This is a genomic window from Kineosporia sp. R_H_3, from assembly GCF_002198675.1.
Classification (GTDB): Bacteria; Actinomycetota; Actinomycetes; order Actinomycetales; family Kineosporiaceae; genus R-H-3.
The window spans coordinates 66,409-88,763 of the sequence record NZ_MWLL01000247.1 but is presented as its reverse complement, the minus strand read 5'-3'; the positions used below and the strand labels follow the sequence as shown (position 1 = coordinate 88,763).

20 protein-coding genes are annotated in these 22,355 nt (G+C 75.7%); 10 read left to right on the top strand and 10 right to left on the bottom strand.

Annotated features, from left to right (window positions below):
- Positions 1 to 68: 68 nt before the first annotated feature.
- Positions 69 to 530: a YdeI/OmpD-associated family protein gene (locus tag ECOMGDLI_RS31430; RefSeq protein WP_088320755.1), complete on the top strand. Its 462-nt coding sequence runs from the start codon at positions 69 to 71 to the stop codon at positions 528 to 530.
- A 41-nt stretch (positions 531 to 571) separates the two neighbouring features.
- Here ECOMGDLI_RS31430 and ECOMGDLI_RS31425 read toward each other — a convergent pair whose 3' ends face one another.
- The 8 genes from ECOMGDLI_RS31425 to ECOMGDLI_RS31390 form a co-directional block, all read right to left on the bottom strand.
- Positions 572 to 1,546, bottom strand: coding sequence for a 1-phosphofructokinase family hexose kinase (locus ECOMGDLI_RS31425; RefSeq protein WP_143448054.1), 975 nt, complete (start codon positions 1,544 to 1,546; stop codon positions 572 to 574).
- 281 nt (positions 1,547 to 1,827) lie between these two features.
- Positions 1,828 to 2,847 carry an ABC transporter substrate-binding protein gene (locus ECOMGDLI_RS31420; protein ID WP_088320753.1) on the bottom strand — a complete coding sequence of 340 codons (1,020 nt, stop codon included), beginning with the start codon at positions 2,845 to 2,847 and terminating at the stop codon, positions 1,828 to 1,830.
- Between the two features lie 138 nt (positions 2,848 to 2,985).
- A complete protein-coding gene (locus ECOMGDLI_RS31415) occupies positions 2,986 to 4,113 on the bottom strand; it encodes an ABC transporter permease (RefSeq protein ID WP_088320752.1) in 1,128 nt (375 codons plus the stop codon).
- Complete coding sequence (locus ECOMGDLI_RS31410; protein ID WP_088320751.1) at positions 4,110 to 4,943, bottom strand: ATP-binding cassette domain-containing protein; 834 nt, start codon at positions 4,941 to 4,943, stop codon at positions 4,110 to 4,112. The genes ECOMGDLI_RS31415 and ECOMGDLI_RS31410 overlap by 4 nt, the downstream gene beginning before the upstream one ends.
- Positions 4,940 to 5,839 (bottom strand): DUF2090 domain-containing protein, encoded by a 900-nt coding sequence (locus ECOMGDLI_RS31405; protein WP_088320750.1) that lies wholly within the window; start codon positions 5,837 to 5,839, stop codon positions 4,940 to 4,942. The genes ECOMGDLI_RS31410 and ECOMGDLI_RS31405 overlap by 4 nt, the downstream gene beginning before the upstream one ends.
- Complete coding sequence (locus tag ECOMGDLI_RS31400) at positions 5,839 to 7,365, bottom strand: L-fuculokinase (RefSeq protein WP_088320749.1); 1,527 nt, start codon at positions 7,363 to 7,365, stop codon at positions 5,839 to 5,841. Before ECOMGDLI_RS31400 ends, ECOMGDLI_RS31405 begins: the two co-directional genes overlap by 1 nt.
- Positions 7,362 to 8,450, bottom strand: a complete 1,089-nt coding sequence (locus ECOMGDLI_RS31395) for a LacI family DNA-binding transcriptional regulator (RefSeq protein ID WP_158221232.1) — start codon at positions 8,448 to 8,450, stop codon at positions 7,362 to 7,364. The genes ECOMGDLI_RS31400 and ECOMGDLI_RS31395 overlap by 4 nt, the downstream gene beginning before the upstream one ends.
- A 312-nt stretch (positions 8,451 to 8,762) precedes the next feature.
- Positions 8,763 to 9,854: a class I mannose-6-phosphate isomerase gene (locus ECOMGDLI_RS31390; protein ID WP_088320747.1), complete on the bottom strand. Its 1,092-nt coding sequence runs from the start codon at positions 9,852 to 9,854 to the stop codon at positions 8,763 to 8,765.
- 135 nt (positions 9,855 to 9,989) lie between these two features.
- Here ECOMGDLI_RS31390 and ECOMGDLI_RS31385 point away from each other — a divergent pair, with 135 nt between their 5' ends.
- The 4 genes from ECOMGDLI_RS31385 (at position 9,990) to ECOMGDLI_RS31370 (ending at position 16,680) form a co-directional block, all read left to right on the top strand.
- Entirely contained in the window at positions 9,990 to 11,174 is a 1,185-nt protein-coding gene (locus ECOMGDLI_RS31385) for a DUF4432 family protein (RefSeq protein WP_088320746.1), read from the top strand.
- A 70-nt stretch (positions 11,175 to 11,244) separates the two neighbouring features.
- Positions 11,245 to 12,900 carry an ABC-F family ATP-binding cassette domain-containing protein gene (locus ECOMGDLI_RS31380; RefSeq protein ID WP_088320745.1) on the top strand — a complete coding sequence of 552 codons (1,656 nt, stop codon included), beginning with the start codon at positions 11,245 to 11,247 and terminating at the stop codon, positions 12,898 to 12,900.
- Complete coding sequence (locus ECOMGDLI_RS31375; protein ID WP_088320744.1) at positions 12,897 to 15,107, top strand: ATP-dependent DNA helicase RecQ; 2,211 nt, start codon at positions 12,897 to 12,899, stop codon at positions 15,105 to 15,107. Before ECOMGDLI_RS31380 ends, ECOMGDLI_RS31375 begins: the two co-directional genes overlap by 4 nt.
- A gap of 13 nt (positions 15,108 to 15,120) precedes the next feature.
- A complete protein-coding gene (locus tag ECOMGDLI_RS31370; RefSeq protein WP_088320786.1) occupies positions 15,121 to 16,680 on the top strand; it encodes an ATP-dependent DNA ligase in 1,560 nt (519 codons plus the stop codon).
- A gap of 37 nt (positions 16,681 to 16,717) precedes the next feature.
- On the opposite strand, the gene ECOMGDLI_RS31365 is transcribed toward ECOMGDLI_RS31370, so the two are convergent.
- On the bottom strand, positions 16,718 to 16,945 hold the full coding sequence (locus ECOMGDLI_RS31365; protein WP_088320743.1) for a hypothetical protein: 228 nt from the start codon (positions 16,943 to 16,945) through the stop codon (positions 16,718 to 16,720).
- Positions 16,946 to 17,046: 101 nt separating this feature from the next.
- Between ECOMGDLI_RS31365 and ECOMGDLI_RS31360 the strand changes: the two genes are divergently transcribed.
- Genes ECOMGDLI_RS31360 through ECOMGDLI_RS31345 form a run of 4 tightly spaced genes read left to right on the top strand, consistent with a single transcriptional unit; the run spans position 17,047 to position 20,724 of the window.
- Positions 17,047 to 17,787 carry a phosphatase PAP2 family protein gene (locus ECOMGDLI_RS31360; RefSeq protein WP_088320742.1) on the top strand — a complete coding sequence of 247 codons (741 nt, stop codon included), beginning with the start codon at positions 17,047 to 17,049 and terminating at the stop codon, positions 17,785 to 17,787.
- Positions 17,784 to 18,593 (top strand): phosphatase PAP2 family protein, encoded by an 810-nt coding sequence (locus ECOMGDLI_RS31355; protein ID WP_088320741.1) that lies wholly within the window; start codon positions 17,784 to 17,786, stop codon positions 18,591 to 18,593. The genes ECOMGDLI_RS31360 and ECOMGDLI_RS31355 overlap by 4 nt, the downstream gene beginning before the upstream one ends.
- Positions 18,590 to 19,705 (top strand): diacylglycerol kinase family protein, encoded by a 1,116-nt coding sequence (locus ECOMGDLI_RS31350; RefSeq protein WP_088320740.1) that lies wholly within the window; start codon positions 18,590 to 18,592, stop codon positions 19,703 to 19,705. The genes ECOMGDLI_RS31355 and ECOMGDLI_RS31350 overlap by 4 nt, the downstream gene beginning before the upstream one ends.
- Positions 19,702 to 20,724 carry a YihY/virulence factor BrkB family protein gene (locus ECOMGDLI_RS31345; RefSeq protein WP_088320739.1) on the top strand — a complete coding sequence of 341 codons (1,023 nt, stop codon included), beginning with the start codon at positions 19,702 to 19,704 and terminating at the stop codon, positions 20,722 to 20,724. Before ECOMGDLI_RS31350 ends, ECOMGDLI_RS31345 begins: the two co-directional genes overlap by 4 nt.
- A 141-nt stretch (positions 20,725 to 20,865) precedes the next feature.
- On the opposite strand, the gene ECOMGDLI_RS31340 is transcribed toward ECOMGDLI_RS31345, so the two are convergent.
- A complete protein-coding gene (locus tag ECOMGDLI_RS31340) occupies positions 20,866 to 21,867 on the bottom strand; it encodes an alpha/beta hydrolase (protein WP_088320738.1) in 1,002 nt (333 codons plus the stop codon).
- Positions 21,868 to 21,936: 69 nt separating this feature from the next.
- Here ECOMGDLI_RS31340 and ECOMGDLI_RS31335 point away from each other — a divergent pair, with 69 nt between their 5' ends.
- Positions 21,937 to 22,332: a hypothetical protein gene (locus ECOMGDLI_RS31335; RefSeq protein WP_088320737.1), complete on the top strand. Its 396-nt coding sequence runs from the start codon at positions 21,937 to 21,939 to the stop codon at positions 22,330 to 22,332.
- Positions 22,333 to 22,355 lie beyond the last annotated feature (23 nt).

Sequence of the window (22,355 nt, the reverse complement as noted above, 5' to 3'; positions counted from 1 at the left end):
TCCGACTCCGACTTACCAGCGCGTATGACCCGTCGACCGGGTCATACGCGCTAGTAAGTTCTGGGGGCATGGGTGAAACTTTGCGGTTCGAGGCGGTGCTGGAGAAGCGGGGGCCGGCGGGGGCGTTCCTGCTGACCGACGAGCAGGTCGCGGCGGTCGGCGACGGGCGCAAGACGTTCCCGGTGAGCGTGACCGTCAACGGGACCACGCTCGCGCTGCGGCTGGCCCGGATGGGCGGGGAGAACATGATCGGCCTCAACAAGGCGGTCCGGGCCGAGGCCGGCGTCGAGGTCGAGGGCATGTATACCGTCGAGGTCAGCGCGGACGCGGGCGAGCGGACCGTCGAGGTGCCCGACGACCTCGCCGCGGCGCTCGCGGCGGACGGCGCGGCGCAGGCCGCCTTCACGGCGCTCGCGTACTCGCACCGCAAGGAGTACGTCCGCTGGGTCACCGAGGCCAAGCGCGAGCAGACCCGGGCCGACCGGGTCGCGAAGACCGTCGAGATGGTCCGCGCGGGGCAGACCCGCTAGGACGCACCGCCGGGGCCCCACGGGGTGGCCGCAGCCGGCGGTCAGGCGGGCTGCGGCGCGATCTGCTCCATGAGCGCGGCGACCAGGGTCGGGTCGACCTCGCCGGCGAGCGGCCGGGTCACGGACGACGACCCGCTGGCGACCGCGCGGACGGTCGCCCGCTCGAGCGGCTCGCCCAGCTCGAGGCCCGCGCCGAGACCGGACGCGAACGCGTCACCGGCGCCGATCGGGTTCACCTCGACGACGGTGGGCGCGGGCACCCAGAACTCGCCTCCGGCGTGCGCGGCGGCGACGCCGTGACGGCCCGCCGTGACGAGGGCGGCCCGGGCCCCGGCGGCGCGCAGCGCTCGGGCGGCGGCGAAGGCCTCCGCGCGGACGTCGCCGGACGCCGGCTCGACGGACTCGTCGACGGGTGCGGACGGCGCAGCACCGGTGAGCACCGCGACGACGGCCTGCGCCTCGGACAGGTTCGGGGTGACGACGTCGGGGTGGTGCGGCAGGACGGCGACGAGCGCGTCGCGGGCGGCGTCGACGACGCTCAGGACGCCGCGGGCGCCGGCCAGCTCGACGAGGTCGCCGTAGAGGTCCTGGTGCCGGCCCGGCGGCAGGCTGCCGGACATGACGACGACGCGGTGGCCGCTGAGCTCCTCCCCCACCGCCGAGAGGAAGATGCTGCGGTCGGGCTCGGCGAGCGGCGGGCCCGGCTCGTTGAGCACCGTGGCCCGCAGGTCGTCCTCGAGGATGATCGTCGCCGACCGGATCTCCCCGCTCGTGACGACCCGGCGGACGTCGTGGCCCTCCCGGTCGAGCAGGTCGCCGACGTAGCGGCCGAGCACCCCGGGCAGGTTGCCGACGAGCCGGGTCCGGACGCCGTGCGCCTTGGCCGCGCGGCACACGTTGACGGCCTTGCCGCCCGCCGTGAGGTCCGCCGTCCGCGGCCGCTGCACCGCGCCCGGGACGAGACGTTCCATCCGCAGCGTGCGGTCCATGCACAGGTTGGCTCCGACGACGAGCAACACGTCCTCCTCGGTTCGCGGCGACGCCCCGGCGCGTCCGAGGACGGCCGGGGCGCCTGTCCGGTGCCCCGCAGGGGTCGGGCCACCGGGATCTGGCTGCTGCCACCCTGGCAGGTGCACCGCCGTCGGGCGGTGCACCCCGCCGGGCGGCGGCAGTGGTGCGGTGGATCACGTGGTGCGGCGGATCAGGTGGTGCGGTCGATCGGGTGGTGCGGTCGCTGCGCCGCCCGCGCGGGGCAGAGCGGCGCAGCGACCTGTTCGGTGTCGCTACGACCCGGGGGTCAGCAGCTCGACTTGTAGATGTACTTCGCGACGTCCGGCTGCGCCATGTTGTCCTTCGTCACGACGAGGGACTCGGTCTGGATGTTCGCGGTGACCGAACCGCCGGACAGCGCCGCGATGGCCTGCTCGACGCCCTGGACGCCGATGTCGAACGGCTTCTGCGCGACGAGGGCCTGCACGTCGCCGGCCTCGAGCTGCTTGATCTGGTCGGGGCCCGCGTCGAAGCCGACGACCTTGACCTTGCCGGACTGGCCGGCCTGCTTCACACCGGTCGCAACACCCTGCGCGGTGAACAGGTTCGTCGCGAACACACCCGCGATGTCCGGGTCCTTGGCGAGCGCAGCGGACATGATCTGCGCGGCCTTGGCGGCCTCGTTGTTCGAGTACTGCGTGTCCGAGACCAGCGTGTAGCCGAGCTCGGCCGCCTTCTCCTTGAAGCCGTCGACGCGCGCGTCGACCGAGGAGACGCCCGGGTTCGTCGAGATGACGAGGACCTTGCCCTTGGCCGCGACGCCCAGCGTCTGGAGCGCCTCGGCGGCCTTCACGCCACCGAGCTTGTTGTCGGTCGCGATCCGGGAGACGCCGATCGAGGCGTCGTCGACGACGGTGTCCACGAGGACGACCTTCGAGCCGGCGTCCTGGATCTTCTTGAGCGGGCCGACCGACGCCTTGACGTCGTTCGGGGCCACGAGCAGCGCGTCGGGCTTGGACGCCGCCACCGCGTCGAGCAGCGGGTTCTGCAGGGTCGCGTCGAACTTGTCCGGGCCCTGGGTGGTGAGGGTGGCACCGGCCGCGGCCGCCGCCTCCTTGGCGCCGCACTCCATGGAGACGTAGAAGGGGTCACCCTTCACGCCGACCATGAGGGTGATGTTCTTGCCACCCGTCGCGGCGGAGGACGAGGCACCGGCGGTGCCGGTGTCGCTGGACGTGGTGCCGGCGCTGGACCCGCCGCCGCAGGCGGACAGGACGAGCGCAGCGACAGCGAACGTCGACGCGCCGATGAGTCGAGTCGTCTTCACTGATGTGCTCCTTAGGGGGTCGGTAGGACGGTGGTGCGTTCGGTGCGGTGGTGCGGTGGTGCTGGGTGGTGCCGTTCCGGTGGACGGTGGAGCACCGGACGACGCACCGCCTCGTGGGCGCGGCGCCGTCCGGCCCGGTCAGCGTCTGCTGCGCGACCGACGTCGCAGCTGGTCGGACCAGACCGCGAGGATGAGGACGAACCCGACGACGACGAGCTGCCAGTAGGCCTGCACGCCGACGATGATGAGTCCGTTGTTGAGCACGGCCGGGATCCAGACGCCGATGACGGTGCCGACGATCGTCCCGATGCCGCCGAAGAGGCTGGTGCCGCCGAGGGCGGCGGCCGTGATGGCGTTGAGGTTGTCGGTCGAGTGCCCGGCGACCGACGTCGTCGAGAAGTAGGCGACCGACAGGTAGCCGCCCAGGCCCGACATGAGACCGGCGAACGCGTACACCTTGAGCAGGTGCCGCTCGACCTTGATGCCGGACCGGCGGGCCGCCTCCTCGTTGGAGCCGATCGCATAGGTGTGCCGGCCGAAGACCGACAGGTGGAGCAGCACTCCCCCGCCGAGGGCCACGAACACCGCGACGAGCACGAGGTTGGGCAGCCCGGGGATGAGCTGACCGGTCGCGACCGGGGCGAGCGCGTAGGTCGCGACGTTGACGCCGTTCTGCATGAGGAACGCGACGCCCAGCCCGGCCCCGAGCGTGCCCAGGGTCGCGATGAGCGCCGGCACCTTGAGGTACCCGACGACGAACCCGTTGATGAGCCCGACGGTGAGCCCGGCGAACAACGAGCCGGCGAGGGCGACGAGCAGCAGCGTGGCCGTCGTGTTCTCCCCGCTGACGTCGACGCCGGTGCCGTCCCCGACGGTGACGAACGACAGCGCCTTGACGGCGAAGACCTCGCCGAGGATGACGGCGCTCGGCACCGACAGGTCGACGCCCGCGGTGACGATGACGAACGTCGCCCCGATGGACAGGACCGTGAGGATGGCGACGTTCTGCGCGAGGTTGACGAAGTTGGAGCCGGTGTTGAACTTGCCGGCGCCCATCACCGAGAACCCGATGACGAGGGCGAGCAGGGCGACGAAGGTGAACGTCGCCTGCGTGCCCATGAGCCGCTGCCAGACGGTGGCGGCCTTGTCCACGCTGATGCCGGCGCCCTCGACGAGCGCGTCGGCCTGCTGCTGCACGGCCGCCTTCTCGGCCTCCGTGCGCTGCTCTGCGACCAGCTCGACCGCGGTCTTGGCCTCGTCGCTCATGCCGCTGCCCCCTGCCCGTTCTCGGAGCCCGCCTCGGGCTCGTTGCGGTACGCGCCGGAGATCGACGCGATGAGCCGGTCCACGTTCAGGCCCTCGTCGTCGCGGGAGAACCGCGCGACGCGGGCGCCGAGCCGCATGACCTCGATCCGGTCGGCGACCTCGAGCACCTGCGGGAGGTTGTGCGAGATGAAGACGACCGCGAGGCCGCTGTCCCGCACCCGCTCGATGAGCTCGAGGACCTTCTTCGTCTGGATCACGCCGAGCGCCGCCGTCGGCTCGTCCATGAGGATGACGTTCTTGGCCCACATGGCCGCACGGGCGATGGCCACGGACTGCTTCTGGCCGCCGGAGAACGACGCGACCGGCACCCGCAGGTCCTGCACCATGCCGACCCCGAGCTGGGCGAAGCTCTCGGCCGTCCGCCGCCGCATCTCCTTGGCGTTGTGCAGCACCTTCCAGCGCCGCAGCTCGCGGCCGAGGAAGACGTTCGCCGCGGCGTCGAGGTCGGGTGCGAGGGCGAGGTCCTGGTAGACCGTCTCGATGCCGAAGCCGTTGGCCTGCACCGGGTTGTGCATGACGACGTCCCGGCCCGCGACCTGGATCCGGCCGGCGTCGGGCTGGATGACGCCGGCCAGGCACTTGACGAGCGTGGACTTGCCCGCGCCGTTGTCACCGACGAGGGCCGTCACCTCGCCCGGGAAGGCCTCGAAGGACGCCGCCCGGAGCGCGCGCACCTGGCCGAACTGCTTCTCGATGCCGTAGGCGGCGACGGCGGGGACCCGCCCCGCGGCGGTCCCGGCCGGCGACGCGCCGGCAGGCGTCTGGCTCATGCGCCGACCTCCCGCCACGACGTGCCGTGCTTCGCGAGGACGTCCACGAGGCCCTGCAGGCGGGGGACGGCGACGTCGGCGAGGAACGCGCGGCGCTCGTCGCCGTCGAGGTCGACGGCCTCCTTCCAGATCGCGCGGCCGGCGATGATGCCGCTCGCGCCGGCGTCCAGGGCGGTGATGCACCGCTCGACGAACGCCTCGTAGCCGACCCCGGCGGACAGCAGCGCCCACGGGACGTCACCGAGCGCCTCGGTGACCCGGCGGCAGCCGTCGGCCCCGCCCGGCCACTCGAGCTTGAGCAGGTCCGGCTTGAGCGTCGCGAGCCGCTTCGCGGAGAGGATGACCGCCTCGAAGCGCTCCTCGTCGGTCGGGGTGTGACCGGGCGCGAAGCTCACGAGCGGTTCGATGACCGAGGGCACGCCCTCGGCACGGCAGTCCTCGACGACGGCGCGGACGACGTCCATCGTCTCGGCCGCGAGGTCGGGCTCGCCCTCCTGGGCGACCCGGTCCGGCTGCCAGTAGACGAGGAACTTCACGGCGTCGCCGGTGTTCTCCCGGACCCAGGCCGCGGTGCGCAGCGGGTCGCGGACGTTGCGGTACTCCTCGCCGTACTTCTCCTTCTCGACGGGCTCGGCGGCGATGAGCAGGCCGACCCCCTCCGGGATGGCGCCGGCGGCGCGCACGGCGGAGACGCCGAACTCGGTGTCGGTGAGCACGCCGCTCGAGAGCGGGGCGAGCGCGGAGATGACGTCGACCTTGAACGACTTCAGGTCGTCGTCCTCGGCCGGTCTGCCGGCGCCGGTGAGCATCCGGCGCAGCGTGCCGCGCTGGTCCATGGCGAGGACGGCGAACCGACCGTTGGCGTCGGCGATGGCGTCCAGACCGCTGCGGGACATCACGGAACCTCTCTCTCGGGAACTGGCACTGCGCGACGGCCGGCGTCGGAGCCGTCCGTCGGGTGGGGCGCCCGGTCGGGCGCCCCGTCGGTCGTGGCTCCCCCGGCGGTGGCCGGTTCGCCCGTCGTGCGGGTCGGTGCGGGTGGTGAGGGTGGTGCCGTCGGCTCGTCGGCGGGGTCGTCGCCGACGGGCCAGGGCGGGCCGTCGAGCGCCGCCGGCTCCGGCATCGCGCCCGCTGCCACGGCCGCGAAGTAGGCGGCGCCGGCGGCGCCCGCCTCGTGGAGCCGGACGACGCGCAGACCGGCGAGCTGGGCGGCCTTGGCGTGCCGGACCATCGGGTTGGCGAGCCAGCCCCCGGTCGCGACGGTGCCGGAGTGCGGGCCGACGAGCGCCGCCATCCGGTCGGTGACGTCGGCCGAGGCGTCGACGAGGTCGCCGACCGCCGAGCGCCAGACCTCGGCGGGTGTGACGCCGTCCGTCAGGCGCAGGACGACGGCCTCGCCCTCGAGGGCCACCGACGCGAGCCGGCGGCCGGTCAGGGCGAGCGACTCGGCCGCCAGGGCGGCCCGGGTCTCGCGGGTGGTCAGGCCCAGGGCACCCGCGACGCGTTCGAGACCGAAGCCGGTCCGCAGCCCGGCGAGCAGGCAGGCGTGGCCGCCGACGACCGTGCGGCCCAGCGTGAGCCCCGCCGCCACGGCCGCGGCGGCGAGGTCCGGCGTCGGCACGAGCCGGGCGAACCGGAGCAGCGCCTCGGCGGTGCCGAGGCTGTCGAAGAGCATCCCGTCGCGGGCGGCGCCCGCGACCATGCCGGCCGTCTGGTGGTCGTGGCCGCCGACGGACAGGACGGCCCCGAGGACGGCGGCCGGCAGGCCCGCGGCGTCCACGTGGCCGGCGTGCGCGCCCGCGAGGACGGGCTCGCCGAGCAGGTCCGCCCCGAGCAGGTCGGCGGCCGCCGTCCACGACCGGCCGGTGGCGACGTCGAGCAGCCCCGTGCGGCTCGCGAGCGAGACCTCGCTGCCGGGGCTGCCGCCGAGCGCGACCGCGGCCCACTCGGGGACGGAGTAGAACCGGACGGCGGAGCGCAGCGCGGGGTGCTCGCGCTGCATCCGGACGAGCTTCGGCAGCGACGGCTGCGCGTCGAGCGGCATCCCGACCGCACGGTGGAAGGCGTCCTCGCCGACCGCCTCGCGGACCGCGTCGACGTCGGCGCGGCGGTCGAACCAGGCGCGGATCGGGGCCAGCGGCGCCCCGTCGGCGTCCACGGCGACGCCGGCCTCGCCCATCCCGGTGGTGCCGACGCCGACGACCCGCCCGTCGAGGTCGGCCGCGGCCTGCCCGACCCGGCCGACGAGGGTGCGCACGAGGTCGGCGAGCGTCGACGGGTCGAGGTCGGAGCCGTCCTCCAGGCGCAGCCACGGGGTCGGCTCCGCGGCGTCCGCGAGCTCGTTGCCGGCCAGGTCCAGGAGGACCGCCTTGACCCGGGTCGTCCCGACGTCGACGCCGACGAGCAGGTCGCGGCCGGTCACGAGGTCACCTCCGCCGGGCGGTCCGCGGCCTTGGTGCTGCCGCCGAACGGCCGCAGCGGGGTGGGCTCGACGGCCTGGAACCGGGCGTGCGCGTCGGCCGCACCGGCGTCCACGTACTCGGGGGCCAGGACGACGCGGCGGCTGGGACCGGCCGCGCCGTCCAGGCGCTCGAGGAGCAGGGTCGTCGCGGCGGCGCCGAGGCGTTCGGCCCCGGAGACGACGACGAGCGGCGGCCGGACGAGCAGGTCCGCGTCGTGGATCTCGTCGAAGACGGCGATGTCGACGTCCCGCCCGAGCCGCTGCGCGACCCGCAGCGCGGAGCGGGCCGCGGAGTGCTGCGCGGACATCACCGCGGTCGCCGGGTCCGGCCCGGACAGCAGCGCCTCGAGGGCCGCCTCCGGGTCGTCGGCGAGGGCGTAGTCGAGCAGCACGAGGTCGGGGTCGACCGGCAGGCCGGCCTCGTCGAACGCCGTGAGGTAGCCGGCGTGCCGCTCCGCGACGGTCCAGACGCGGCGGTCCCAGCCGAGCATGGCGATCCGGCGGTGGCCGGCGGCGATGAGCCGGGCCACGGCGGTGCGGGCGCCCTCGCGGTTGTCGACGGTCACGGTGTCGACCTCGACGCCCTCGAGCGGCCGGTCGACGGCGACGACGACGAGGCCGTGCTCGATCTCGGGCTGCAGGTAGGTGGCGTCACCGGGTGCGGGGACGAGCAGGAGCGCGTCGACCCGGCGCTCGACGAGCGTGCGGACGAGGCGGCGCTGCCGGTCCGGGTCGTCCCCGTGGCTCGCCGTGACGAGCTGCAGGTCGCGCGGCGCGAGGATGCCCTCGACGGTGCCGGTGATCGCGGCCATGAAGTGGTCGGAGACGCTCGACACGACGAGGCCGACGGCGGCGCTCTGCCGCCCCGACGCGAGCGAGCGGGCGAGGTGGTTCGGCCGGAAGCCGAGCTCCCGGGAGGCCTCCAGGACCCTGCGCGCGGTCTCGGCGGCGACGCCGTACTCGCCGTTGAGGGCACGGCTCGCGGTCTTGAGGCTCACCCCGGCGCGGGCGGCGACGTCCGCGAGGGTCGGGCGGCCGGAGCTCACGCAGGTCACCTCCCGTCACATCCGCCCGGTCGTGCCCGACCGGCTGGCCATGTTTTCGACAGCGCTGTCAGACAGCGCTGTCGGAGAACTTAGACGTGATCCGGGCCACCCTCAAGGGACGAACGGGAAGGTTACGTATTCGTTACTGGCCTGAGTCCGACCCGATCCCGAGTAAGCGTTCTCGGGCGGCCGCGCGGGCTCCGGCCGGCGTTCCGCGCCGGGACGGCGACGGCCGGTGCCCCGGCGGGCACCGGCCGTCCCGGGGTGACGCTGCGTAGCGTTCTCCCCGGCGTCCGCGACGAGCGGCGGGGCTCAGCGCGGCGCCTCGGGGGCGTCCGGCGCCGGCGGACGGCAGAGCACGCCGCGGACCGAGCCCGCGGCGCTCGCCGTGAGCGTCCAGTCGCCCGCGCACCACGGCACGAGGACGGCGTCCCCTCGCTCGACGGCGAGGCCGCCGCCGTCCGTGGTGTCGACCCGGCCCGCCCCGTCGAGGACGAGCAGCACCGCGAGGCCGGCCGGGACGTCGACGCAGCCGGCGTCGCCGTCCGGGCTGCCCGTCGCGTCGACGTGGTGGGCGCGGAAGTACGGCTCGGCGTCGGCCGGCAGCGCGGCGGCGAGCGGCGAGACCGCGCGGCCCGCGGCGTCCACGAGGCTCTCGGCCGGCACGAGGTGCCGCTCGAGGTCCGCCGACGTCCACGGCGTGAGGTCGAGGGCCCGCAGCGCGAGGTCGAACCCGAGGCCGAGGTGACCGTCCCGGTCGCCGTCCACGGCGAAGCCGTCCCACTCGAGCAGGATCGACAGGTCCGTCGGCTCCTGGACCTCGACGATGAGCACGCCCTCGCCGATGAAGTGCGGCGTCCCGGACGGCACGAGGACGCCGTCCCCGGCCCGGACCGACCGCGTCACGCACAGGTCGACGAGCGCCGCGCTGTCGTGGGCCGACACCAGACCGGCGACCTCCTCGGGGCTCACCGCGCGGCGGAAGCCGAGCCCGACGACCGCCCCCGGGTCGGCCTCGACGACGACCCACGCCTCGGTCTTGCCGTGCGCCAGGCCGAGGTGCTCGCGGGCGAACGCCCGCTGCGGGTGGACGTGCACGGGCAGCCGCTGGCCGGGGTCGAGCAGCTTGACGAGGATCTCGACGTTGTCGCCGCCGTAGCGGCGCACGTGGTCCTGGCCGAGCCAGGCGACCGGGTCGGCGAGCACCCGCTCGCGCAGGAACGACCCGTCCGGCAGCCGGGACAGGCCCTGCTCGGTCTCGCCGAAGCGGGTCGTCGCGCTGCCCACCCACTCCTCGGGCCGCTGCGGGCCCCCGGGGCCGCCACGCAGGGCGCCGATGCGGTCGCCCCCGCGGTAGAAGTGGTCGAACTGGTTGGGCGGGAGCAGCAGCGGTGCGGGGCGCATGGCGGTCCTTCCTGGACGGCGGGACGGCGGGGACGACGCGGCGGCGCGGCGCCCGACCGCAGAGCGCGCCCGGCCGCGCCGCATGGCATCGTGACCGTTCGCACCCGCCCGACGTCGCGCGAGCCGAGGAGAAGGATGGCACCGACCCCTGTCGAGGACGCCGGGACCTCCCGACCGGACCGTCCGGCGGCCCGCCGGCGGACCGGCCCGGCGACCCTCTTCGGCCGGCCGGCCGACGTCGGTCTGCGGGCCTGGCTCGGCCACCCGGACCAGGTGGCGGGCGTCGAGCTCGTCGAGGTGGCGGACGGCGACGCGCGCGGGGTCCGGCTCGTCCGGCTGCGGTCGGGCGAGATCGAGGTGGACCTCGCCGTCGACCGGGCGCTCGACGTCGTCCGGGCGAGCGTGCGCGGCGTCCCCGTCGGCTGGCTCTCCCCCGCCGGCCTGCGGCACCCCGCGTTCGCCGAGCCGGCCGGCTGGGGACCGATGCGGACCTTCACCGGCGGCCTCGTCCAGACCTGCGGGCTCGACCACGTCCACGGGCCGTCGTCCGAGCCGCACCGGTTCGGGCACCCCGGCATCACGACGACCGACCACCCGATGCACGGCCGGGTCGCAGCGCTGCCCGCCCGGCTGACCCGGCTCGACCGCGAGCGGGTGCCCGACGCGCACGCACCGGGCGGCGTCCGCGAGGTGCTCGTCGTCGAGGGCGAGGTCCGGCAGGCCGCGCCGTTCGCCGAGCAGCTCGTGCTGACCCGCCGGGTCGAGGTCGAGGTCGGCGGCCGGACCGTGCGGATCGTCGACCGGGTCCGCAACGACGGCTTCGCCCCGACCCCGCTCGCGGTGCTCTACCACGTGAACGTCGGGTGGCCGGTGCTCTCCCCCGACGCCCGGATCCGTTCGACGACCGGTGCCCCGACCGCCACCGGCGGGGACGTCGCCGGCAAGCGTCGTGACCGGGTCGGCGTCCCCGAACCCGCTGGGGTGGAAGGGGTCTGGGAGCTGCCCGCGCAGCCGGGCGGCGACGGGGCGGCACATGCCGCGGTGCTCACCGACGACGTCGGCGACGGCCGCGCCGCCGGCCTGCTCGTCTCGTGGGACGCCGCCGCGATGCCCTGGATGATCGAGTGGATGATGCCCGGCGAGGGCATGTACGTCGTCGGCCTCGAGCCCTCGACCGTCGGGTTCGGCGGGGTCGCCGCGGCGGAGGCCGCCGGCTCGGCCCGGGTGCTCGGCCACGGCGAGGAGGCGCTCCTCGGCGTCGACCTCACCCTCCTGCACGGCGCGGACGACGTCGCCGCCGCAGGTGAGCTCTTCGTGTGACCTGTGGACGACCTGACCTGTGGATACTCAGAAGGGGGTTGTCGGGGCGCGCCGGTAGCGTCGTCGCATCATGAGTGCCACCCTCCTCGCCCGAGACCTCGCCGCCGGCCACGGTGACCGCACGCTCTTCTCCGGCCTCGACCTCGTCGTCGCGCCCGGGGACGTCGTCGGTCTCGTCGGTGCCAACGGCGCCGGCAAGTCGACCCTGCTGCGGCTGCTCGCCGGCCTCGCCGTGACCGAGCACGGCGCCGTCACCCTCTCGCCCGCGTCGGCCACCGTCGGGCTGCTCCCGCAGGAGCCCGAACGGCGGCCCGGCGAGAGCGTCGCGGAGTTCCTCGCGCGGCGCACCGGGGTCGCGGCCGCGCAGACCGCCCTCGACCGGGCGTCCGAGGCCCTCGCCGACGGCAGCCCGGTGGACGGCGTCCCCGCGGACGACGCGTACGCCCTCGCGCTCGAGCACTGGCTGGCGCTCGGCGCCGCGGACCTCGAGGAGCGTGCCGGCGAGGTGTGCGCCGACGTCGGCCTCGGCGTCGACCTGACGACCCCGATGACGGCGCTGTCCGGCGGCCAGGCCGCCCGGGCGAGCCTGGCGTCGCTGCTGCTGTCGCGCTACGACGTCTTCCTCCTCGACGAGCCGACGAACGACCTCGACCTCGACGGGCTCGACCGGCTCGAGCGGTTCGTCACCGGCCTGCGCGCCGGCGTGGTCCTCGTGAGCCACGACCGGGAGTTCCTCATGCGGACCGTGAACCGGGTCGTCGAGCTCGACCTCGCGCAGCAGCAGGTCCGGGTCGTCGGCGGCGGCTACGCCGCCTACCTCGAGGAGCGCGAGATCGCCCGCAGGCACGCGCGCGAGGAGTACGAGGAGTACGCCGGCCGGGTCTCCGACCTCGGCGAGCGGGCCCGGATGCAGCGGGCGTGGATGGAGAAGGGCGTCAAGAACGCCCGGCGCAAGGCGCCCGACAACGACAAGATCGGCCGCAAGTTCCGCACCGAGGCCACCGAGAAGCAGGCCGCCAAGGCCCGGCAGACCGAGCGCCTCATCGAGCGGCTCGACGTCGTCGAGGAGCCGCGCAAGGAGTGGAAGCTCCAGATGGAGATCGCGGTCGCGCCGCGCGCGGGTGCGGTCGTCGCGACCCTGCGGGACGTCGTCGTCCGGCGCGGCGGCTTCACGCTCGGGCCGGTCACGCTCCAGGTCGACTGGGCGGACCGGGTCGCGATCACCGGGCCGAACGGCTCGGGCAAGTCGACCCTGCTCGCCGTGATGCTCGGCCGCCTCGCGGCCGACGAGGGCACCGCCGGCCTCGGGCCGGGCGTCGTCGTCGGCGAGGTCGACCAGGCCCGCTCCCTGTTCGCCGGCGACGTGCCGCTCATGCGCGCCTTCGGCGACCAGGTGCCGGACCGGCCGGACGCCGAGGTGCGCACCCTGCTCGCGAAGTACGGGCTCAAGGCGGACCACGTCATGCGTGCCGCCGGCAGCCTGTCGCCGGGTGAGCGGACCCGAGCGGCGCTCGCGCTGCTCCAGGCCCGCGGGGTCAACCTGCTCGTCCTCGACGAGCCGACGAACCACCTCGACCTGCCGGCCATCGAGCAGCTCGAGCAGGCGCTCGACTCCTACCCGGGCACGCTGCTGCTCGTGAGCCACGACCGGCGGCTGCTCGACGAGGTGCACGTGACGCGGCGGTTCGCCGTCGACGCCGGCCGGGTCGCGCAGGTGCAGGCATGACGCCCGTCGGCACGGCCGCGCCCGACGACCTCGACGCGCTCCACGACGAGGCCCGGACGGCGCTGCGCCGGCTCGTCGGGCGCGACGACGTGGACTTCCGCGACGGGCAGTGGGACGCCATCGCCGACCTCGTCGCGCACCACCGGCGGGTGCTCGTCGTCCAGCGGACCGGCTGGGGCAAGTCCGCGGTGTACTTCGTCGCGACGGCCCTGCTGCGCGCCCGCGGCACCGGGCCGACGCTCATCGTGTCGCCGCTGCTCGCCCTCATGCGCGACCAGGTCGCGGCCGCCGCCCGGGCCGGGGTCCGCGCGGTGACGATGAACAGCGCCAACGCCCACGAGTGGGGCGAGGTCACCGCCGCGCTCGCGGACGACACCGTCGACGTCCTCCTCGTGAGCCCGGAGCGGCTCAACAACCCGCGCTTCCGCGAGGAGCTGCTGCCGGGCCTCGCGGCCCGGGCCGGGCTGCTCGTCGTCGACGAGGCGCACTGCATCAGCGACTGGGGGCACGACTTCCGCCCCGACTACCGGCGGATCCGCGACCTGCTCGCCGAGCTCCCGACGGGCACCCCGGTGCTCGCGACGACGGCGACGGCGAACGCGCGCGTCGTCGAGGACGTCGCCGAGCAGCTCGCGGTCTCGCGGCACGGTCTGGTCCGGGCCGACGCCCCCGCCCGGGAGGTCGCCGACGGCGGCGGGTACGCCGTGCGGACCCTGCGCGGCCCGCTCGCGCGGGAGAGCCTGCGGCTCGGGGTCCTGCCGCTGCCGAGCGCCGAGGAGCGGCTCGCCTGGCTCGCCGCCCACCTGCCCGACCTGCCGGGCAGCGGGATCGTCTACGCGCTCACCGTGTCCGGCGCCGAGGACGCCGCCTCGCTGCTGTCCGCCGCCGGGCACCGGGTGCTCGCCTACACCGGGCGCACGGACACCGCCGAGCGCGAGCACGCCGAGGACCTGCTCCGCCGCAACGAGGTCAAGGCGCTCGTCGCGACGAGCGCCCTCGGGATGGGCTTCGACAAGCCCGACCTGGGGTTCGTCGTCCACCTCGGGGCGCCGTCCTCACCGGTCGCGTACTACCAGCAGGTCGGCCGTGCCGGGCGCGCGACCGAACGGGCCGACGTCCTGCTGCTCCCCGGCCCGGAGGACCGTGACATCTGGCGGTACTTCGCGACGTCCTCGATGCCGCGCGAGGACCAGGCGTCCGCCGTCCTCGCCGCGCTCGCCGCGGCCCGCCGGCCGATGTCGACGGCGGCGCTCGAGACCGTGACCGACGTCCGGCGGACGAAGCTCGAGCTGCTGCTCAAGGTGCTCGACGTCGACGGCGCGGTGAACCGGGTGTCGGGCGGCTGGGTCTCCACCGGCCAGCCGTGGGTCTTCGACGCCGAGCGGTACGGCCGGGTCGCCCAGGCCCGGGAGCGCGAGGCCGCCTCGATGCTCGCCTACGAGCGGTCGACCGGCTGCCGGATGCGCTTCCTCGCCGAGGCCCTCGACGACCCGGCCGCCGCCGACTGCGGCAAGTGCGACCGCTGCGTCATCAACGCCGGCGGCGTCGCGTGGTTCCCGTCGGAGGTGCCGGACGTCGCCCGGTCGGCCGCCCGGGACAGGCTGCGGCACGTCGGGGTCGAGGTCCCGCCGCGCGCGCAGTGGCCGTCCGGGATGGACCGGCTCGGGGTGAGCGCCAGCGGCAAGATCCCCGAGCCCGAGCGGGTCGGCGAGGGCCGGGTGGTCGCCCGGCTCACCGACCTCGGCTGGGGCAACCGGCTGCGCACCCTCCTCGACCCGAACGCGCCGGACGCCCCCGCGGACGAGGCGCTCCTCGGGGCCTGCATCGACGTGCTCAAGGGCTGGGGCTGGGCCCGGCGGCCGGTCGCGGTCGCCGCGGTGCCGAGCCGGCGGCGTCCCCAGCTCGTCGCCTCCGTCGCCCGGCACCTCGCCGAGCGCGGCCGGCTCGAGTGGCTCGGGCCGCTCGCGTTCGCCTTCGACGGGCCGACCGGGGAGCCCGGCGGCAACAGCGCGTTCCGGCTCGCCGGGGTGTGGGACCAGTTCGTCGCGCCGGCCGCGATGCAGGAGGCGCTCGCCCGGCTCGACGGCCCCGTCCTGCTCGTCGACGACCTCGTCGACTCGCGCTGGACCTTCACGGTCGCGGGGCGGGCCCTGCGGGTCGCCGGTGCGGACGAGGTGCTGCCGTTCGCGCTCGCGAGCGTGGGGTGACGCGGTGACCGGGATGCTGCTCGCCGACGTCGCCGCGGCCTCCGAGGCCGTCGCCGCCGTCAGCGGGAAGAAGGCCAAGGTCGAGCTGCTCGCCGGGGCGCTGCGCGCGGCGACGGCGGCGGAGGTCCCGTCGGTCGCGGCGTGGCTGTCGGGGCAGACCCGCCAGCGCCGGCTCGGCGTCGGCTGGGCGGCGGTCTCGGCGCTGCTCGACGGCGGGCCGCCCGAGCCCGCCACGGCGACGCTCACCGTCGAGGGGGTCGAACGCGCCTTCGAGGCGCTCCAGGACGCCGGCGGCGCCGGGTCGCAGGCGGCCCGGGCCACGCTCCTGCGCGACCTCGTGCTCGCCGCGACCGGGCCGGAACGGCGCCTGCTCGCGGGGCTCGTCACCGGCGAGCTGCGGCAGGGTGCCCAGGCCGGGCTGCTCCTCGACGCGATCGCGCTCGCCGCAGCCGTCCCGGCGGCCGCGGTCCGCCGCGCCGTGACGCTCACCGGGGACCCGGCGGCCGTCGCGGTCGCCGCCCTCGACGGTGGCGAGCCGGCGCTGGCGGCGTTCGGGCTGCGGGTCGGGACGGCGCTGTCCCCGATGCTCGCGGCGTCCGCACCGAGCCTGACCGAGGCGTTCGCGAAGACCGGTCCGGCCGGGGTGGAGTGGAAGCTCGACGGGGTGAGGGTCCAGGTGCACCGGGACGGCGACGACGTCGCGGTCTTCACCCGCACCCTCGACGACGTGACCGCCCGGCTGCCCGGGCTCGTCGCCGAGGCCCGCACCTGGCCGGCCGGCCGGTTCGTCGTCGACGGCGAGGTGCTCGCGCTGCGCCCGGACGGGCGGCCGGAGCCGTTCCAGGTCACGTCGTCCCTCGTCGCCCGGCACACCCGCGCGGACACCGAACGCCCGCTGACGACGGTGCTGTTCGACGCCCTGCACGTCGACGGCACCGACCTGCTCGACGCCGACGGCCCGACCCGGCGCGCCGCCCTGGCCACGGTGGCCCCCGCGGGCCTGCTCGTCCCGCGGCACGTCGTCGAGGACGCCGCCGACCCCGGCGAGGCCGCCGCGGCCGAGGCGTTCGCCGCCGACGCCCTGGCCCGCGGGCACGAGGGCGTCGTCGTCAAGGCGCTCGCCGGCGCCTACGCGATGGGCCGGCGCGGGGCGGGCTGGGTCAAGGTGAAGCCGCGGATCACCCTCGACCTCGTCGTGCTCGCCGCGGAGTGGGGGCACGGGCGGCGCACCGGGCTGCTCTCGAACCTGCACCTGGGCGCCCGCGACCCCGACGGCCGGTTCGGTCCGCCGGGCGGCTTCGTCATGCTCGGCAAGACGTTCAAGGGGCTCACCGACGCGATGCTCGCGTGGCAGACGGAGCACCTGCGCGGCATCGAGCGCAGCAGCAACGGCTGGCGGGTCGACGTCGAGCCGACCCTCGTCGTGGAGATCGCCTTCGACGGCGTGCAGACGTCGTCGCGCTACCCGGCCGGGGTCGCGCTGCGGTTCGCCCGGGTCATCGCGCACCGGCCCGACAAGCCGGCGGCCGAGGCGGACACCGTGGACACCGTCCTGTCGTACCGGCCGGTCTGACCGCCGGGCCGGCGGAAGGACCGCGGCGGGACGACGGTCAGGCGGGCTGGTCCCGGTCCCGCTCGCTGCCCGCGAGGAAGTCGTCGATGTCGTCGAGCCCCTCGGCGACGTAGCCGTGGAGCCGGGCGTGCCGCGGCAGCGGGGTGCGCGCGGCCTCCGGGGGCAGGTCGTCCGGGGGCAGCACGGCCAGCGCGCGGCGCCCCTCCTGCCAGAAGGCGTAGGCGCCGGCCACGACGAGGGCCAGCGCGAGGACGTCGAAGACCATGCCCACCACATCGGCGCGTCCGGGCCGCGACTTCAGTCGCCCGGCGCACCGAGGCCATCTCGACGGGTGGACCGGACGGCGTCCGGGGACCATCTGCGGTGATGTCCTCCGACGTGCACCCTTCCGCCACCGCGCGCCAGAGCCGCCGCCTCGGTCTGCGGCTCGGGCTCGGCGCGGCCGCCGCCGTGCTCGTCGCCGTGCCGTTCACGCTGCTCACCGTCCTCGTGCTCGGCAAGTACGAGACCCTCGAGCGCGCCGACCGGGCCGTCGCCGACGCCTTCAACGCCCAGGTCCTGCCGCGGCCCTGGCTGGCCCGAACCTTCGACGTCCTCGCGACGGTCACCGACCCGAACACGTGGCGGGTCCTCGCGTTCGTCCTCGCCGTCGTGCTGTGGCGGCGCGGCCGGCGCCGGCTCGTCTACTGGCTCGCGACGACGATGGTCGTCGGCGGGCTCCTCGGCCCGCTCCTCAAGGAGCTCGTCGCCCGGGCCCGGCCGACGTTCGCCGACCCGGTGAGCACCGCGAGCGGCTACTCGTTCCCCTCCGGCCACGCGCTGAACTCGATGCTCTTCGCGGCCGTCCTCGTCGTCCTCGCGCACCCCGCGACCCGCGGTGCCCGCCGGGCCCTCGTCTGGGCCGTCGCCGTCGTGATCGTCCTCGTCACCGCAGTCGACCGGCTCGCGCTCGGCGTCCACTTCGCGAGCGACGTGCTCGCCGGGTGGGTCGTGGCGCTGGCCACCGTCTGCGGCACGACCGCCGCGTTCGCCGTCTGGCGGGCCCAAGAAGGCCTCCCCCCGTCCTCCCCCGAGACCGGCCTGGAACCCCCGAGGAGCACCGAATGACCTCCCCCGCCGAACCCGCTCCACGCACCACCTGGCGCCACGTCCTGCCCCGGCTCGCCGGCGGCCTGCTCCTGCGCTGGCTCGCGATCCTCGTCGTGCTCGTCGGCCTCGGCCTGCTCGTGACGAAGATCGCCGACACGGTGTGGCCGTTCACCGTCGAGGACGACGTCAACCGCGCCTTCGAGAACGCCCGCACCGCCGCGGGGAACACCGCCACGCTCTTCATGAGCGGCCTCGGCAACACCTCGACGATCGTGCCGCTGTGCCTGCTCATGGCGGTCGTGCTGCGCCTGGCGCTCAAGCGCTGGCGCGAGTCGATCCTCGTCGTCACGGTGACGCTCGGGCAGTCGGTCGTCTTCCTCCTCACGACGCTCGCCATCGACCGCAACCGGCCCGACGTCGAGCAGCTCGACCAGTCGCCGCCGACGTCCTCGTTCCCGAGCGGCCACACCAGCGCGGCGATCGCGCTCTACACGAGCCTGGCGGTCGTCGTGCACCGCCGGGTGCGGCCGACCTGGCTGCGCCGGCTCCTCGTGGTCCTGCTGCTCTGCCTGCCCGCGCTCGTCGCGACCGGCCGGCTCTACCGCGGCATGCACCACCCGAGCGACGTCGTGGGGTCGCTCGTCAACGCCGGGCTCCAGATCTTCCTCGCCGACCGGCTCCTGCGGGCCACGCCGCTCCCGGACGACGGGGACGTCCCGCGGCACGGGGTCGCCGGCCCCCGGCGCTCGCTCGCGGGTTCCGGGACGACCGCGGGCACGGACCGGGGCACCCCGGCGCACCGCACCCCGGGGGTGACCGCGTGACCGCGACCGAGCCGGTCGTCCCACCGGCCGACACGACGCCCGCGACCGAGCCCGTCACGGCCCAGGTCGCGCTGATCCTCAACCCGGTCAAGGTCGCCGACGCCGACGCGCTGCGCGCCGACCTCACGCGGCGCTGCACCGAGGCCGGGCTCGGGGAGCCGCTCGTCCTCGAGACGACCGCCGAGGACCCCGGATACTCGATGGCCCGCCGCGCGGTCGAGGCCGGCGCCCGGGTCGTCGCGACCGCGGGCGGCGACGGCACCGTGCGCGCCGTGGCGGAGGGCCTCACCGGCACCGGGGTCGCCCTCGCCGTCGTCCCGCAGGGCACCGGCAACCTGCTCGCCCGCAACCTCGGACTCCCCCTCGACGTCGACGCCGCGCTCGACGCCGTCCTCGACGGCACCGACCGCCGGGTCGACGTCGGTCGGCTCGTGAACGGCACGGGCTCGCGCCCTGTGGCCGGCAACGGCTCCGAGGAGGGCACCGTCTTCACGATCATGGCCGGGGCCGGCTTCGACGCCGCGATGATGCGCGAGGCCCCGGAGGGGCTCAAGGCCGCCGTGGGCTGGCCGGCGTACATCGTCGGCGGCGCGCGCGGCATGCGCCGTGCGCACGCGCGCGTCCAGCTGTGCGTCGACGGCGGGACGCCGGTGCAGGCCCGGGTCCGCACGGTGCTCGTCGGCAACCTCGGCAAGCTCCAGGGCGGCATGGACCTGCTCCCCGATGCCCGCCCCGACGACGGCCTCCTCGACATCGCCCTCGTGGCCCCGCGCGGGCCCGTCGGCTGGGTGCGGCTGCTCTTCCGCGGCCTCAGCGGGCGGCACCAGAGCAACGACCGCACGCTGCGGACGTGGCAGGGCCGCGAGGTCGAGGTCGTCATGCACCGCGCCCAGCCGCGCCAGGTCGACGGCGACCTCGTCGAGGACGGCGACCGGCTGAGCATCCGGGTCGAGCCCGGGGCGCTCGTCGTCCGGGTGCCGAAGACGGCGCAGGACGCGATCGACGTGACGACGTCCGCCGACGACGGCCCGGGCGACGGCCCGGGCGACGGCCCGGTCGACGGCCCGGTCGGCGACCGGCCCGGCGGTGACGGGCAGGCCGGACCCCGGTGAGCACCGCCACCCGGGTCCCGGAGACGTCCCGGCAGGCGGCGGAGGAGCTCTCCGCGGACGACGCGGCCGCCGTCCTGCGCCGGGTCGGCCGGGTGCACCTGCTGCGTGACTCGTTCCGCCGGTTCCGCTACGCCGACGGCTTCACGTCGGCGCGGGCCCTCGGCTTCCAGTTCGTGCTCTCGTTCATCCCGCTCGTCATCGCGTTCGTCGGCCTGTCGTCGTCGATCCGCACCGAGAGCCTCGCCGAAGCCCTCCGCCGCACCCTGCTCGAGCTGTCCCCCGGCAACGGCACGGACGCCGTCACGCAGGCGCTCGAGCGCGGCACCTCCGCCGAGGGCAGCGGCGGCCGGGTGGCCCTGGCCGTCGGCCTCGTCACCGCGCTCGTCGCGCTCACGACGTCGATGGGCCAGCTCGAGCGCGCCGCCAACCGGATCTACGGCATCCAGCGCGACCGGCCCACCGGCCGCAAGTACCTGCGTGCGGCGCTGCTCGCCGTCGGCGGCGGCATCCCGGCGATGCTCGGGTTCCTCGTGCTCGTCGCGGGCGGCCGGCTGCTCGACAGCCTCGACGCGGTCTACGACTGGGGCGACGGGCTGCACACCGTGGGCGAGTGGGTCCGCTGGCCGCTCGGCGCGCTCCTCGACCTGCTCGCCATCACGGTGATCTTCCGCTGGGCGCCGCGCCGCAAGCAGCCCCAGATGTCGTGGCTCGCGTTCGGCGCGGGGCTGGCGCTCGTGCTCTGGCTGCTCTTCACCGGGCTCTTCGCGCTCTACGTCACGTCGTCCGGCTCCTTCGGCGAGGTCTACGGCCCGCTCACCGGCATCGTCGCCCTGCTCCTGTGGTCGCAGCTGACGTCCGTCGCCCTGCTCCTCGGCGTCTCGTTCGGCGCCCAGCTCGAGGCCGTGCGGGCCGGCGTCCCCTCACCCGTCGCCGTCGACCCCGAGGCCGCCCCGCACGGCGGCCACCACGCCGTCGTCGTCCTGGCCCCCGAACCGCGCCCGGCCCCACCCTCCGGGTGACCCGCCCACCGCGGCCGGGCTGACGTCCCCCGGGGACCCGCTCATGCTCGCGCCGCGTACCGCGAACCGGCCGTCGGGGAGCACTTTCCGGTGCACGGCGCGAGCATGAGCGGTCGGGCGGGAGCGGTCAGGCGGGAGCGGTCAGGGGGTGAAGACCTCCGTGAGGAAGGCACTGATCTCGGCCCGGGCCTGGAACGCCGGGGCACCGACGACACCCGCGAACGAGACGAAGCCGTGCGGGACCCCCTCGTAGCGGGTGTAGCGGACCGGCACGCCGGCCGCGGCGAGGGCGTCGGCGTACCGGCGGCCGTCGTCGACGAGCGGGTCGTGCTCGGCGGTCTGGACGAGGGCCGGCGGCAGCCCGGCGTGCGAGGCCGCGAGCAGCGGCGACAGTCGGGGGTCGGTCCGGTCGCTCGCGCCGCCGGCGCCGTCCGGGCCGAGGTCGTGCCCGAGGTAGAGGCCGAGGAAGCCGTGGATGTCGTCGAGGTCGAGGACCGGGGCGTCGGCGAGGCGGCGGATCGACGGCGACGACAGGGTCGCGTCGGTCGCGGGGTAGATGAGCGCCTGACCGGCGATCGCCGGGCCGCCGGCGTCCCGGGCAAGGAGCGTGACGACCGCCGAGAGGTTGCCGCCGGCGCTGTCCCCCGACACCGCGACCCGGGCCGGGTCGACGCCGAGCCGGTCGGCGTCGGCGACGAGGTCGGTGACCGCCGCGAAGCAGTCGAGCGCCGCCACCGGGAACAGGTGCTCGGGCGCCATCCGGTACTCGACCGACGCGACGACCGCTCCGGTCGCGGCCGCGATCCCCGTGCAGAGCCACGCGTAGCCGTCCGCGCTGCCGCCGACCCAGCCGCCGCCGTGCAGGTACACGAGCAGCGGACGGCGGCCCGAGGCGTCGACGCCCGGGCCCGCGGCGCCGTCCGGCCGGTAGAACGTCACCGGCAGCCGGACCCCGCCGTCCCCCTCGACGGTGCCGGTCGTCGTCCGCACGCCGCGCTCGGCGCGGCCGACGAACAGCGCCGTCAGACCGGACGCCGGCACCGGCGTCCGGCGCGCGGCGAGCTGCTTGGGGGTCAGTGTCGCGACCTCCCCGCGGCCGAGATGGTCCAGGAGCCACGTGAACGCCCGAAGGCGCAGCCTCATCCGCACCCCGCCACCCTGGCGTGCCGCCCCGGGTGCGGCAAGCCGCCGGACGGCGGGCAGGATGGCGCCGTGTCCACGCCCGAGACGATCCGCCTGTTCCTCCACGTCCTCGCCGCGACGGTCTGGGTCGGCGGCCAGCTGACCCTGCTCGCGCTGCTGCCCGTGCTCCGCGAGGTCGGGGGCGAGGCCCCGAAGAAGGCCGCCCGGGCCTTCCGCCGGATCGCCTGGCCGGCGTTCGCCGTCCTGCTCGTCACGGGGGCCTGGAACATCGCCGAGCTCTCCGAGGAGGGCGAGGAGGGCGGCGGCGTGCTCGTCGCCAAGCTCGTCGCCGTCGTCGTCTCCGGGGCCGCGGCCTACGCGCACGAGAAGGCGGCCTCGAAGGCCTGGACCGGGATCTGGGGCGCGGTCGGCCTCGTCGCGACGCTCGTGGCGCTGCTGCTCGGCGTCGTCCTCGGCGGCCGGTAGCCGCGAGGCGGGTCGGCGGCGCG